The 13,098-nt window shown below is 44.9% G+C and carries 13 protein-coding genes; 2 read left to right on the forward strand and 11 right to left on the reverse strand.

The window, feature by feature from the left end; all coding sequences use genetic code 11:
• Positions 1-47 precede the first annotated feature (47 nt).
• Positions 48-2,336 (forward strand): transglycosylase domain-containing protein, encoded by a 2,289-nt coding sequence (locus tag COPRO5265_RS05690; RefSeq protein WP_012544287.1) that lies wholly within the window; start codon positions 48-50, stop codon positions 2,334-2,336.
• Positions 2,337-2,407: 71 nt separating this feature from the next.
• Here the strand turns inward: COPRO5265_RS05690 and COPRO5265_RS05695 are convergent, their stop codons facing one another.
• Positions 2,408-3,907: a carboxypeptidase M32 gene (locus COPRO5265_RS05695; RefSeq protein WP_143708118.1), complete on the reverse strand. Its 1,500-nt coding sequence runs from the start codon at positions 3,905-3,907 to the stop codon at positions 2,408-2,410.
• A gap of 14 nt (positions 3,908-3,921) precedes the next feature.
• A complete protein-coding gene (locus COPRO5265_RS05700) occupies positions 3,922-5,358 on the reverse strand; it encodes a M23 family metallopeptidase (RefSeq protein ID WP_012544231.1) in 1,437 nt (478 codons plus the stop codon).
• A 17-nt stretch (positions 5,359-5,375) separates the two neighbouring features.
• Here COPRO5265_RS05700 and COPRO5265_RS05705 point away from each other — a divergent pair, with 17 nt between their 5' ends.
• Positions 5,376-5,744 carry a hypothetical protein gene (locus tag COPRO5265_RS05705; protein WP_143708119.1) on the forward strand — a complete coding sequence of 123 codons (369 nt, stop codon included), beginning with the start codon at positions 5,376-5,378 and terminating at the stop codon, positions 5,742-5,744.
• Between the two features lie 112 nt (positions 5,745-5,856).
• On the opposite strand, the gene COPRO5265_RS05710 is transcribed toward COPRO5265_RS05705, so the two are convergent.
• The 9 genes from COPRO5265_RS05710 to COPRO5265_RS05750 form a co-directional block, all read right to left on the reverse strand.
• Positions 5,857-6,354, reverse strand: a complete 498-nt coding sequence (locus COPRO5265_RS05710; protein ID WP_012544484.1) for a thioredoxin domain-containing protein — start codon at positions 6,352-6,354, stop codon at positions 5,857-5,859.
• A 194-nt stretch (positions 6,355-6,548) separates the two neighbouring features.
• Positions 6,549-7,715 (reverse strand): NAD(P)/FAD-dependent oxidoreductase, encoded by a 1,167-nt coding sequence (locus COPRO5265_RS05715; RefSeq protein ID WP_012544339.1) that lies wholly within the window; start codon positions 7,713-7,715, stop codon positions 6,549-6,551.
• Complete coding sequence (locus tag COPRO5265_RS05720; RefSeq protein WP_012543595.1) at positions 7,712-7,993, reverse strand: (2Fe-2S)-binding protein; 282 nt, start codon at positions 7,991-7,993, stop codon at positions 7,712-7,714. The genes COPRO5265_RS05715 and COPRO5265_RS05720 overlap by 4 nt, the downstream gene beginning before the upstream one ends.
• Before the next feature lie 6 nt (positions 7,994-7,999).
• Complete coding sequence (locus tag COPRO5265_RS05725; protein ID WP_012544482.1) at positions 8,000-8,485, reverse strand: NADH-quinone oxidoreductase subunit I; 486 nt, start codon at positions 8,483-8,485, stop codon at positions 8,000-8,002.
• Positions 8,478-9,563 carry an NAD(P)/FAD-dependent oxidoreductase gene (locus tag COPRO5265_RS05730; RefSeq protein WP_049750685.1) on the reverse strand — a complete coding sequence of 362 codons (1,086 nt, stop codon included), beginning with the start codon at positions 9,561-9,563 and terminating at the stop codon, positions 8,478-8,480. Before COPRO5265_RS05730 ends, COPRO5265_RS05725 begins: the two co-directional genes overlap by 8 nt.
• On the reverse strand, positions 9,560-9,871 hold the full coding sequence (locus COPRO5265_RS05735; protein ID WP_041735777.1) for a (2Fe-2S)-binding protein: 312 nt from the start codon (positions 9,869-9,871) through the stop codon (positions 9,560-9,562). Before COPRO5265_RS05735 ends, COPRO5265_RS05730 begins: the two co-directional genes overlap by 4 nt.
• A 267-nt stretch (positions 9,872-10,138) precedes the next feature.
• On the reverse strand, positions 10,139-11,362 hold the full coding sequence (locus COPRO5265_RS05740; RefSeq protein WP_012543855.1) for an ABC transporter permease: 1,224 nt from the start codon (positions 11,360-11,362) through the stop codon (positions 10,139-10,141).
• A complete protein-coding gene (locus tag COPRO5265_RS05745) occupies positions 11,359-12,048 on the reverse strand; it encodes an ABC transporter ATP-binding protein (RefSeq protein WP_012544904.1) in 690 nt (229 codons plus the stop codon). Before COPRO5265_RS05745 ends, COPRO5265_RS05740 begins: the two co-directional genes overlap by 4 nt.
• Positions 12,049-12,052: 4 nt before the next feature.
• On the reverse strand, positions 12,053-13,081 hold the full coding sequence (locus COPRO5265_RS05750) for an efflux RND transporter periplasmic adaptor subunit (protein WP_236608196.1): 1,029 nt from the start codon (positions 13,079-13,081) through the stop codon (positions 12,053-12,055).
• Positions 13,082-13,098 lie beyond the last annotated feature (17 nt).

Below are 13,098 nucleotides of genomic sequence, written 5' to 3' on the forward strand. Positions count from 1 at the left end.
TTTGAGAAAACCTCCTGTTGTGAAGTGCGTTATAATGTTATTCTACTATGGCTAAATCAAAGAATAAGCGCCGTATTAGGTGGGCAAGGGTTTTTGGAGTAATTCTTCTTATCTTCGCCATAATCGCGTCAGCGATAGCAGTTTATGCAGTGAACATAATTAGAACTTTAGCAGCTGATTTGCCCCAACCTGACGAAGTAAAGCTCGACATACAGGAACCCAGCACAGTATACGATCGTAATGGCATAGTACTAGGCTATTTAGGTAGTAGCGCTCCATACAAATATGTTTCCTTAGAAGAAATGGGTCCCCTGGTAAAGACCGTATTTGTGGGGTCGGAAGACCACAGGTTCTACAATCACGGCCCAGTAGACTGGGTAGGTATCGTAAGAGCAACCTTGACCAACCTCATGCATGGATCTATACAGCAAGGTGGAAGCACTATAACCCAGCAGTTAGCTCGTGTCATGTTCAACCTGGGCATGGAGACATCCATGGATAGAAAACTAAAGGAATTTGTACTTGCTTACAGATTGGAACAAAGGTACACCAAAGATCAAATACTGGAACTTTACCTGAACATGGTTTATTTTGGCGATGGATGCCATGGTGTTGAGACTGCTGCTCAGCACTATTTTGGCAAGCACACTAGTGAGCTAACATTGTCAGAAGTTGCGTTACTTGCAGGAATTCTACCTGCGCCATCTGTACGGGCCCCTACAAGTAATTTGGAGGCTGCCATAAATGGCAGAAATGTTGTCCTAAATAAACTGTTATCCCAAGAAGCCATATCTGAGGAGGAATACGAAGAAGCAAAGAACCAAACAATTGAGCTTTCCCAGACTTCTCTGGTGGAACTTGATGCTAAAGGTTACGCAATGGATTTCATTAGGAGCTTTTTAGTTGAGAATTTTGGGGCGGATCTCACATTTAGCGGTGGATTGTCTGTATACACCACCTTTGACGTAAAACTCATTGAAGGACTGCAAAGTTCCATAGAACAATACTTAGACGAACGTGATAAATCCATAACTGGGACAGTAGTCTTGGATGACAAGGGCGTTAGGCAACCCCAACCAGGAGCAATCATAATAGATCCGCGAAATGGTGAAATACTCGCCATGGTAGGTGGAAGAAAATACTCAGAAACCCAATACAACAGAGCGATGGCACCACGATCAACGGGTTCCTCATTTAAACCCATTGAGTATGCGGCAGCAGTTCAAATGAACATGCTTACACCATTCGACACATGGGTTTCTGAACCGATTAAGGTGCCCATACCAGGTGACACCTGGAGTCCCCACGAATTCAACAACACTTGGTGGGGGCAAATTACCGTGAGAGAAGCTATCGTTAGATCATCAAACATAGCCGCTGTTAAAACAGCACTGTTGGTGGGCATCGACGCAGTACAGTACTATGCAAAGAAATTCGGCATCACTGAAGAGGTCAGGCCGGTTCCAAGCACTGCCATTGGGGTAAATGAAATTACCCCCCTTAACCTGGCACTGTCCTATGCACCCTTCGCCAACGGTGGATACGCCGTGGAACCTGTTTTCATAAAGGAAGTGAAGAACAGCGTAGGAGTAACAATTTACAAACAAACACCCTGGAAATACAAAGTTATTGACGAATCCACAGCGTATGTGATGAGTGACATGCTTCACAGCATGTTTATGGGCAATGCCTATACGCCTAAAGCTGCTGTTGACGGCAGGTTCTTAGCTGGTAAGAGCGGTACAACGAGTTCGTGGAAAGACTCGTGGTATGTGGGTTATTCCACCAACTTTGTGTACGCTCTCACAGTGGGCATAGATGCTGACATACCAGAAGTCAAGGGAGCCTATAAAAACATGACCACAAAACATCCTGGTATGTGGCTATGGGGATACACTGCACGAGATCTGTTCAAGGCAAAACTTATCCCAGTTGGACCAGCTTTGAGTAAACCCAAAAACATAGTAAGCGTAACGGTGAACCTTAAGGATTCAGAGCTACTAGGTGGAGGTAGCCAGAAACCCGTTAGCAGCATCACAAAACCAGAAGCAGTTCCCTTACAAACGTCTCCTGTGAGTTGGGAGACGTTGTCGCTTAGTGCAGATCTAACAGTGACTTACAATGCAGACTGCTCCACATTTCAGCCTGTAAGAGTTTTATGGCCAGTACCCACGAAACAGGAACCACCTTTGGAAGAGTGTGAATTCATACCTGAACCGCTCCCAGAAGAAGAAGAACAGCAAGAACAGGAGATACCAACTTCACCAGTTACTCCGAACCAAACCCCTCAGTCTAAGAAACCAGAAAAGAAAGACCAAAAGAAAAACTCAACTTAATTCTGGAATATTCGCGGGGCTCAAAGTAGACGCTACAGTAGTACTACTCAAAAGCCCCGCCCTTTTGCTCCTTAATCTATGTTGTAAACGGTTCTAAGCTTAGCTGCTAAGTAATCCACAAAATACTGAGGGTTAAGTGGCTCCCCTGTAACCATTTCTACTAGCTCAGAAGGTGTGTAGACAGCACCATGTTTGTGCACTTTGTCTTTTAGCCACTGGTGAATGGGTTCTAAATTCCCTTCTCTAAGCAGCTCTTCCACATCCATATCCTTCTTCATTGTATTAAGGAACTGTGCCGCATAGAGGTTGCCTAGTGCATAGGATGGGAAGTATCCTACCATGCCACCAGACCAATGTGTATCTTGAAGTATGCCGCTACTGTAGTCTTTTGGACGTATGCCTAAATACTTTTCATACTTTTCATTCCACACTTCGGGAGCTTCATCTACAGTGATTTCGTCATTTATGAACGCCTTCTCCATTTCATACCGAATTATGATATGCATGGCATAGGTCAGCTCATCTGCTTCTGTGCGTATGAGCGAAGGCTCCACAGTGTTCACTGCCTTGTACATGTCTTCAGGTCTGGCACCAGAAAGATTCGGAAACTCTTTAACCACCGTTGGGAAGAAATACTCCCAGAAGCCCTTACTCCGACCAATCATGTTCTCGTAGAACCTGCTCTGCGATTCATGAATACCCATAGAAACTCCAGTAGCGAGTCCCGTACCATAAAGTTCGTCAGAAATGTCTTGTTCGTACAGAGCATGACCTCCCTCGTGCATGGCACTAAAGAATGAAGACAAGAAATACTCTTCATCGTAGCGGTTAGTTATACGCACATCCCCGTTGAAGAAAGACGTGGTGAACGGATGAGCGCTTATGTCTACTCTGCCTCGATTAAAATCGAATCCCATAAGCTTTAGGACTTCCCTATTCAATGCCTTTTGTTTGTCTGCTGGATAATGTCCTTTCAAGAAATCGTTATTGGGCGCTTTACCCTGTTCCCTTAGCCCAGTAAGCAGCTCTACCAATTTATCCCTGAGGTCGCCAAAAACCTTGTCCAAGACAGCTGTAGTCATGTCCGGCTCATATTGATCCAGTAATGTGTCGTATTTGTTCTGTTTGTATCCCAGGTAACCGACAAATTCCTTTTCAAAATCCATAATTTGCTTAAGGTATGGCTTGAACATTTCGTAGTCATTTCTTCTTCTAGACTCAGCCCACACTGCTTGCGCTTCTGAAGTGAGTCGTGAGAAAGCTACGAACCTGTCAGCAGGGATCTTTACCAGACGCTCGTAACTTTTCTTCATTTCGCGCAACATGCCCTTATGAACTGGATCGGTAAGATTTTGCTGCTCAAGCCACGCAATATACTCTCCAGCTTCGGGTGCAGTTATTAATTTGTACATCTCTCCTGATAAGTAGCCTAGGACTTCTGCCCTACCCTTCACTCCTCCAGGAGGAACATTAACTTCGAGATCCCAGTTTAAGACCCCCATAGCGTTGCCCAAAAGTTCGATGCGCCTCAGATAACCTTTGATCTCCTGCATCTTCTCTTCAAAACCCACGTGTATCCCTCCCATTATTTGATACCAATGAACGGTCTTGGGTCCATTGGTTTGCCACCAATCCTTACCTCGAAGTGCAAATGGGGACCAGTAACAAAACCTGATGCTCCTGTATATGCAAAAACCTCTCCTTGAGTGTATTCCTGTTTTTGCGGTAGTCTAAGCAAGTGAGCATATACGGTAGCACACCCTGAATGCTTGAGCACAGCAAAATACCCCCATTGACTTCTGTAGCCCGTGTAAACCACCTGGCCATCGGCAGCTGCTCGGGCAGGGTAGCCAGCCATGGCTAATATGTCGATACCACTGTGAAGCACAGTGGTACCTAATAGAGGATGCTCTCGTTCGCCAAAATAGGATGTGACAATGGGGTTCGGAATGGGTGAGATAAGGTCGCATGACCTATCATTTGGAGAAACAAATTGAGCTAAGAGCGCCTCCGTATCCTCTCGGTCTTTAAGCCAGACTTGAGAAAAATCTTTGCTCAATTCCTCTATTTCTAATTTCAATGTATTCACATGCGCGTAAACTTCACGAGCACGAGCGTCTTTGTCAAAAGTAGCTTTGTCCAGAAGATAGATGCCAAACTTATCGATGTACTCGAAGATTTGTACTGGACTATCTTCAACGGTAAAATATCCGCGATGTAAAACAAGACCAACTTGAGGAAATGTCCTAGCTCCAAGAGCCGAAGTAACCTGCTCTGGCAGGGGTATAACTACTCCTTCTCCTTTAACAGCTCCATTCTTGTTTATTTCAAAAGTTCCACTCAGTGGTAAGGCGTAATACAAATCATTATATTTTCTTGATGAAAAACGAATTTGCCTTGCTTGAACATCCAAAGTAACTTTTATCTGTGAATCCAAATCCCAAGAAATGGAAGTTGCGTCCCCTTGCACTTCAAAACCATAATTCTTTAAAATGGTAAGCGGAATAAAGCCATCCTCTGCTGTGGCAGTTCCCACTACTTTGAATGTGGGATACCCTTCGGGCCTCTCATACAGGTTTACTTTTCCCTGATAGTAGGAGCCCATCACGTAAACATCCTTCAAGGACACACCCAGTCCCACATCAATTATCGTGCTAGTACGCAAAAAAGCCACGTTAGCTTTTAACGTGCTTGGTTTATCAACGGTAAAAGGAACGGTAACATCCTTATGATTCCAAACGAAGAACACATCACGACTCACCGTAGCAGTGGAACTCGTACTTTGATCAATTAGGGTTACGCTTACCAAGCCTGGCTTGTTCACACCGATTCTGAGAGAAGCCTGGTAGTTCTTCTGTACCCCTTCTACAACAGGCACCACAACAAGTTCGTTTAATACGTTAACCTTCCATGGGCTGAGGAAATAAAGAGCTACAACGGCTAAAAGCAAAATCCATAACAAAAACCAAGGAAATTTGGCTTTATTCTTCTTGCGAGGCAAGTAATGGTACTGTGTCATCATACATGTATTATTGTATTATGGAAAAACCAATATGGTATCACTCAGAATACAGTTTCGAGCTTTTAGAGAACATTGCCATCTTTAGGTTGAAACCTATTTTGTGTATTGGTTTGGATCACGTGCTATTTCTTAAAAAAGGTGACAGCCTTGTCATCATTACACCAAAGAGCCAACAGCGCTTAGTAGCTAGATCTATTATGGAGCTTGCAAACGCGAAAGAACTGCAACTTTACTTGGAGGACTTATCGTTTAGTCATTCGTGCGTAAGGAAGACAGTCAAAAGTAGCGAAAACGACATAATTTATCCTTGGGATCTCATTCCCAACAGTGCGTTAGAAGGGCTACCCATTTCCAAAAGACTAAATGGAGAAATAGTTATTCAGTAACAAAAAGAAGAATTAACCTGCCGTCAGCCGCGAGCACTGATGATTCTCCGCAGTAGCAGCTCAATACCCTTTTCTGCTAAAAAAAAGGCTCTATGTAGCGACCAAGAGTATATCACTTTAAACCAAGTGTTTCCCTTACCTTATTGACTTTATCTTCTGTCAAAGGTATGAAGCCCTCCGAATTGTATGGCCAGTATAGAGGTCTATCCACAGACGTATTGTCCAGAATCTTTTGCAGCTCACTTTTTTCCACATAACCTATCCACAGAGCCAGCAAATGGTCTTCCCCATCAGTAAGAACCACTACGGGGGTAGGAGCACTGCAATCTCCAGCAGCTAAAACTGACCCAAGTATGCAAAACTTTTGCAGATTGGCTTCCGTTCCAGTAATGGCAGGGTTAATCTCCGCAAAAATGGTATTGGTTGCACCAAACATTTCGATGGATAAATCTTTCATTCGCTGGCAATAAGGGCACGACTCGGTCCCGTAAATCCTCATCTTATAGGTAACCTGGGCATTGCCATTGTCACCTTGGCTGCTGTTAGTGCAGCCAGCCAATGGAACTGCCACAGCTATAACTAAAACCAATATGGCGACTAGTTTTCGCACTTTACTAAACACCTCCGCGTCTTGAAGTTCGCTCAACACAAAACGACTGCTTTAGATTATACAACGCTACAAAAAACAGCCAATAGGACACAGATAAACCACCTATAACGTAGCAGCCTTCCTAAAAGACAAAAAAAACTCACTGCTTAGTCCAGAGTCAGACGTAACCTATTGATTGGTTAAATGTGTTTCATTCATCCAACCACTGCAGGTTCCACAACAAGAGCGCCTTTCTTAAAGCGTCCAGGAGCCAAAGGCGTTAGGTCAATATCCATGGAGCTACCAGTCATCCATTTGCTAAGCTGCTCCGCCATGACAGGACCGAACATGAATCCATGACCAGATCCACCTGCTGCAACCCAAAGTCCTTCAACCTCATCAACGGGACCAATTGCATGATGGTGATCTGGAGTCATCTCATAGAGCCCAGCCCATTGCCTTACTATGTTCACACCCTGAAGGAAAGGAAGAACATGCGTTGCCTCCTTGGCCATCCGCATCAAGAAATCCATGCTACTTGAGAAATCAAACGCTTCTGGCTCATACCAATGCTCTGGATCTACTGGAGGAAGTCCCATAATAAATGACCCATGGGGACGTTGCTGTATGTAAAAACCTCTGGAGAAAGATATGACCATGGGACCGAGTACTCGTTCCCAGGGTTCTGTTATCAGAATCTCGTGTTTTTCACCCCACAGAGGCAAGTCTACACCAGCCGTCTTAAGCAGCGCTGTAGTCCAGGCACCAGCGGTTACTAGAACTCTATCAGCGTACTCTTCAGAACCGTCTTGAAGTTTCACGCCACGCACTTTACCATTCTCCACGAGAATCTCTGAAACAGGAGTCCATTCCCTTATCTCCACTCCCAGCTTTCGTGCAGCTTCTGCGTAGGCAAACGTAACACGAAACGGATCTGCATGACCATCCCGGCTGTGATACGTGGCTCCAACTACACCATCTATGTTGACACGTGGGAAATCTTTCTGAACTTCTTCAGGAGACAGTATGGCTGTATCCAGGCCGAATCTATGCTGAACCTCTGCATTACGTTTCAGTCCTTCAAATTCTTTTTCCGAGTAAGCCAACACTAAATACCCACCTTGCCACAGCTCAAGATATTCTTTGCTGTAACCGAGTTCTTCATCCATGTGTTCAAATATTTCCAAACTTCGTGCCATGAGGCGCACATTGAATTCGGAGCCGAACTGGGCTCTTATACCAGCCGCACACGAACCCGTTGACCCACCAGTTAGAATTGTTTTCTCCAGAAGCAAAATCTTACCAGCACCTCTTTTTGCTAGCTCATACGCTGTCGCTACACCTTGTATGCCACCACCTACTATGATCACGTCATAAGTCATAAGCTCGCCTCCTTCTCCAGGGCATTGAAAGGTACACTTCTTATGGGAGGCCTAACTACGGTTTTTCGCACGTAAAGCTTGGATATAGGCACATTTTTCACCATGGCCAATTCTCGAAACACTAGAAGTCTGCAAGTCTTGCCGCCACAAGGGCCCATACCGATTCTTAAATAACGTTTTAGTTTATCCCAAGAGTCATAACCTTCCTTTATGGCTTCTCTAAGTTCTCTGAGGGTGATATCCTCACATCTGCAAACTACAATGTTTTCTTCATTCATCCTTAATCATCTCCTTCTAAAGGAGCGCACGACAGGCAACAGTTCTCTTGGAATCTCCAGCGTCACCAAAGTAGTTTTGCTAGTTTTATCCAGAGAAGGGAGTTTAACTACGCGAACCACCTGGGCATCACAAACTTTCTTTCCATATCGATCAAGACCGTCCACTTTTTCTCCTTTTTCGGGAACGTTAATCATCTCGTAAGGTATGGTTACCTGTGCGTCGCCATTCTTCAAAGAAAGTAAGAATATGGCTAGCCCTGGGCAAGAAGCCACACAGTTGCCACAGCCAGTGCATTTATCAAAATCGATCACCGGCGGTGAGGTAAGTTTTTCCATGGAAATTGCGTGCACGGGACAAGATTCTACACATGGATTGCAAGGGATATCTTGATAGCATTCATGTACAGCCACAAATCCCTTAAGAAGGCGTTCTTCACTAGGGAAATTCCCCATGACATCATCTAAAGTGGGGACACCGTCCATCTCAAGCATTGCTATCACCTCTCATGCGTTCAATCCCCTCAAGCACTTTTCTACTTAGGGAGCTTTCCCTGAAACTACTAAGAGCCTGTAGGTATTCGTCAATCCAGTTTTCATTAATTGGAAAACCAAGCTCCTTTGCAGCTACTAAACCAGCGATACTTCCCGCTAAACTTGCAGTGGTAGCTTCCTCAATACCTCCTGCATCTCCAGCAACATAAATGCTTGGATTAGTAGTGTGACCCAACTCGTCATGCCACGGTACAAAGCCACCCAGCTCAGGAATATAAACTGTCTCAACCTGGAGCATTTGGAACAAATCCGCCATAGGCATTAATCCCACCGCCAGTGCCACTACATCAACCTTGTGATGCATTTCGCTGCCAGGAATTGGTTCCATGTTCTCACCAACTTCAACAGTAACGGCTTCTTCGACATGCTCACGGCCATAGACACCAAGTACCGTACGCTTTAACAAAAGGGGTACCCCTAACCTTTGAACCTTAGCAGCGTGTACCCAGTATGCACCGCCAAGCTTGGGTAATACGTCAATGATGGCATCCACATTAGCTCCTGCCTGAAGCAACTGGTAGGCTAATATGACGCCAACATTTCCACTGCCAACGATGAGAAAATTTTCACCTGGAAGCACACCATACTCGTTCATAAGGGTTTGGACCGCACCTGCACCCATTACTCCAGGCACGTCATTGTTTTCAAATAATATCATCCGCTCAGCAGCACCCGTGCAGACAACAACTTTTTTGGCAGATATCTTTACGTGATCCTCCCAAGAAGCAGCCAAGTACGTCTGATCTGGGTATGCACCTACTACTTCGTACCCCAACAAAGTCCTAATATTTGGTTGGGCATTCACCTGAGCTGCAAGCTGTTTCGCCAAGTTAAACCCACGGGTACCGGCACCTCGCTGGGCCCAACCAAAAAACTTGTGTGTCTGCTTGACCAATTGACCACCAAGTTTCTGAAATTTATCAACCAATAGGACCTGCGCCCCGCTCTCAGCTGCCGCCAATGCTGCGTTCATACCCGCTGGACCACCGCCTATTACCATGACGTCTGTTTGAATCATGGCATCATCCCCTTATCTCGTTGACGCTGCACAGTCATGCCTTCGGTAACAGGGGTAACACAAGCCCTCGTGTTGGGAACTCCGTTGATAACCATTAGACAACTACTGCAGTTTCCAATAGCACAAAAGAGTCCTCTGGGTCTATGTAGGTTCATACTCTCTCGTAAAACGTCAATACCGTTTGCAATCAGCGCTGAAGCAACAGTGTCTCCCTCATGCGCGATTATCTGGCGCCCTTCAAAGAAGATGGTAACCTCTTTAGTACTGGGGAATTCGAGAATAGGATGTTCTTGAATGCGACGCGACAAAATTTTCGCCTCCCCTTTCTTCCCTTAGTATTAATATTCTTATGGTAATAATTTAACACAAGCCTGGGCTAAGATGAGCTTCAATTTCCCAAACACATTAGTAAAGGCCAAGCAGATACGTGCAAGATTGAAAAAGAAAGTGACAAGCAGAGCACTACGTAAAAGATAAAGGAAGAAAGCGGGGCCTGTACTTAGCTAGGATAGCTTTCTTCCTTTGACAAGTCCACCCTAAGATGTCGTGTCATACGCAAACATACTGAGATCAGTCTACTCGTAACGCAATGCCTCTACGGGGTTCAACAGGCTTGCCCTGTAAGCTGGGTAAATACCGAAGAACAATCCTACTAGGAGCGCAAACGAGACTGAGAGTAACAAATTCTGCCAAGTTACCAGCATGGGTATCGATGCAGCACTACTAGCTGCAGAGCTGAGTGCCCAGCCCAATGCTATGCCGATCACACCACCACTGAGTGTCAGAATAAGGCTCTCGATAAGAAACTGAATTAAAATGTCCCTTCTTCTAGCTCCCAACGCTTTACGTATGCCTATCTCACGAGTCCTCTCAGTAACTGAAACCAACATAATGTTCATGACACCGATACCACCTACTACTAGAGAAATGCCCGCTATGACTGACAAAACTAGGCTAATTACATTAAGAATGTTATTAACAGCATCCAAAGCTGATACCAAAGACGTTGCTTGGAATCCTCCACGGACGTGATGAATGTTGTTTAACAAGTTCACTGCCAACTTACCGAAAGGCTCAACTTCTTCTTGAGAGGATAGCGAAACAGCCAAACTGGTAATTTCAGTGGATAAACCAGCATTCTTTAGTGCAGTATAGGGTACATAAACGGTAATAGGAATATTCCTTTCATCAATACCTACACTAACCATTGACCCATTGCCTCCTCCAATGCTAACCCCACTCTTTACCACACCTAGCACTCGAAGAGAAAAAGTACTTCCACCAACATTTACCTGGAGCCTTTTGCCCACTATATCAGAAGGCAGGATGCCTTGTTGTAAAGCCATTTTATCAACCACTGCCACGAGGTCACCGTTTCGAACGTTTGCATCAGTAAATAACTGCCCCTGATCCAATGTTAAGCCGAATGAACCAAAGTACTCTGAGTTAGTGCCAAAAACCATGGCGATACCACTGCGGCCTGCAACGCTGTAATAACCAGTCACATTCTGTATGGGCACAATGGATTTCACAGACGGTGATGCGTTTCTTAGCGCCAGCATGTCCAGCTCAGTGAAACTTGCATTCCCTGCAGCTGGACTGACTGTCAGCTGAAGTACACCGCTTCCCAATCGTCCAAGTTCGCTGTTCACAGTACTTGTCACACCGGCGCTCAATGTCAGAATAGTGAACACAGATGCAATGCCAATGACAACACCAAGAACCGTTAAAAACGAACGTAATCGGCCTCTTAATATGCTCAACCACGCTTCTTTAACCTGCCTAAGCAACAAGTTCATGCTTTCGACTCCTCATATTCGATTAAGCCATCCTTCAAATGGACAATTCGCTTGGCTCTGGATGCTACATCTATTTCGTGTGTAACTAACACTACGGTGCTGCCACTCTTGTTTAGCTCCTGAAAAATATCCATCACTTGATCTGATGTAGCTGTATCCAAATTGCCTGTTGGCTCATCAGCAAGTAAGAGTCCTGGATCCATGACAATTGCTCTAGCAATGGCGACTCTCTGCATTTCTCCTCCTGAGATCTGTGTAGCATGCCGATGCCATTTACTGGATAGACCTACCCGGTCCAAAGCTTCCATGGCTTTGTTCTTTGCCTTGTTGCCGGTAATGCCAGCGTAGTACATGGGAACCATGACCTGTTCCAAGAGATTCAAATGAGGTAAAAGGTTAAAAGCCTGAAAAACAAAACCTATCTTTCTGTTCCTGATCCTTGCTAGATCGTCGTCAGACAGCTTCGATACGTCTTGGCCCTCCAAATAGTACTTTCCATCAGTAAGTGAGTCCAGACAGCCAATGACATGCATGAGTGTAGATTTACCCGAACCAGACCGCCCTGTTATAGCAATGTACTCGCCTTTCTGCACTTCAAGATCAATACCTTTGAGGGCCTCAAAAGCCGCTTCTCCTTTTCCATAGACTTTTCGTACACCCTTCAGTTGTATTTCTACGTCTGCCATCTTCTTACCTCGTTACAACCTTCTGGCCCTCGGTTAAATCTAGATGATCCATTAAAACTTTTTCTCCTTCGGAAAGCCCAGACTCAACAAGAACTTGGCTCGCATTTTGTGCACTTATCTTTATGGCTTTTTGCTTCACTGTGCCATCTTCAGCAACCTTTACATAAGCCGTCCCATCTTCTGCATAAATGACAGCCGACAATGGAATAATGAGACCGCTTTGTTGAGCAGTTTTTATTTCCACATCTACAGAAGAGCCTATTGGGATTTCAGTACCATCACCTAAAGTGACTTCTAAACTAACGGCATTGTTCATACTGACAGGGCTCACAAAAGACACCTCGGCATCGAATGTTTGATCACCAAAATAAACGCTAGCGGTCTGACCAACGCTTACGGACATTGCATCTACAGGATTCAGCATCATGGAAACTTTCCTCTGAGAAACGTCATATACAACTGCAGCAGGTTGCCCCATGGGAGAAGGCATACCAGGACTAACCAGTAGCTGACCTACAATGCCAGCTACTGGTGCTTTTACCGTAAATGATTTTAATTTGCTCTGTAGTGATGTTATGTTCAGTTTTTGATTTTTGATTTGGATTTCCTGCATCGCAATTTGATCATCCAAAGACGTACCAGCACTCTGAGTTCCCCCCAAGCTACCACCGCTGTCTTTCATCTTCTTATAGCTGTCAAGTTGAATCTGCAATATGTCAAGCTGGTTTTGCGCTACGGAAATCTGCGTTTTTATATCACTATCATCAAAGGTTACTAAGGTCTGTCCTTGTTCAACACGATCTCCTAACTCTACTCCAACGTCCTTTACGCTAACTCCAGATGGTCCATAAAGGGGATACTCGCGTTTAGCCATAACTGTACCACTGGCATAAGCAGTTTGTTCCAAAGTACCATTTTGAACCAGAGCTGTCTTTACTTCCACCGGCCCCGTGGAGCAACCAGCTAGAACAACCAGCGCTCCTAAAGCCAGAGCTACAAAAGGCAGAATTCTCTTAAAAATCCTATTGCTCACATTAACCTCCCTAAGAC

The organism is Coprothermobacter proteolyticus DSM 5265, assembly GCF_000020945.1.
GTDB classification, from domain to species: domain Bacteria; phylum Coprothermobacterota; class Coprothermobacteria; order Coprothermobacterales; family Coprothermobacteraceae; genus Coprothermobacter; species Coprothermobacter proteolyticus.

Excerpts from the sequence above, each read along its gene's own strand:
- COPRO5265_RS05690 (WP_012544287.1), top strand. The coding sequence starts at position 48 with ATGGCTAAATCAAAGAATAAGCGCCGTATTAGGTGGGCAAGGGTTTTT.
- COPRO5265_RS05700 (WP_012544231.1), bottom strand. The coding sequence starts at position 5,358 with ATGATGACACAGTACCATTACTTGCCTCGCAAGAAGAATAAAGCCAAA.
- COPRO5265_RS05705 (WP_143708119.1), top strand. The coding sequence starts at position 5,376 with ATGGAAAAACCAATATGGTATCACTCAGAATACAGTTTCGAGCTTTTA.
- COPRO5265_RS05715 (WP_012544339.1), bottom strand. The coding sequence starts at position 7,715 with ATGACTTATGACGTGATCATAGTAGGTGGTGGCATACAAGGTGTAGCG.
- COPRO5265_RS05720 (WP_012543595.1), bottom strand. The coding sequence starts at position 7,993 with ATGAATGAAGAAAACATTGTAGTTTGCAGATGTGAGGATATCACCCTC.
- COPRO5265_RS05725 (WP_012544482.1), bottom strand. The coding sequence starts at position 8,485 with ATGCTTGAGATGGACGGTGTCCCCACTTTAGATGATGTCATGGGGAAT.
- COPRO5265_RS05730 (WP_049750685.1), bottom strand. The coding sequence starts at position 9,563 with ATGATTCAAACAGACGTCATGGTAATAGGCGGTGGTCCAGCGGGTATG.
- COPRO5265_RS05740 (WP_012543855.1), bottom strand. The coding sequence starts at position 11,362 with ATGAACTTGTTGCTTAGGCAGGTTAAAGAAGCGTGGTTGAGCATATTA.
- COPRO5265_RS05745 (WP_012544904.1), bottom strand. The coding sequence starts at position 12,048 with ATGGCAGACGTAGAAATACAACTGAAGGGTGTACGAAAAGTCTATGGA.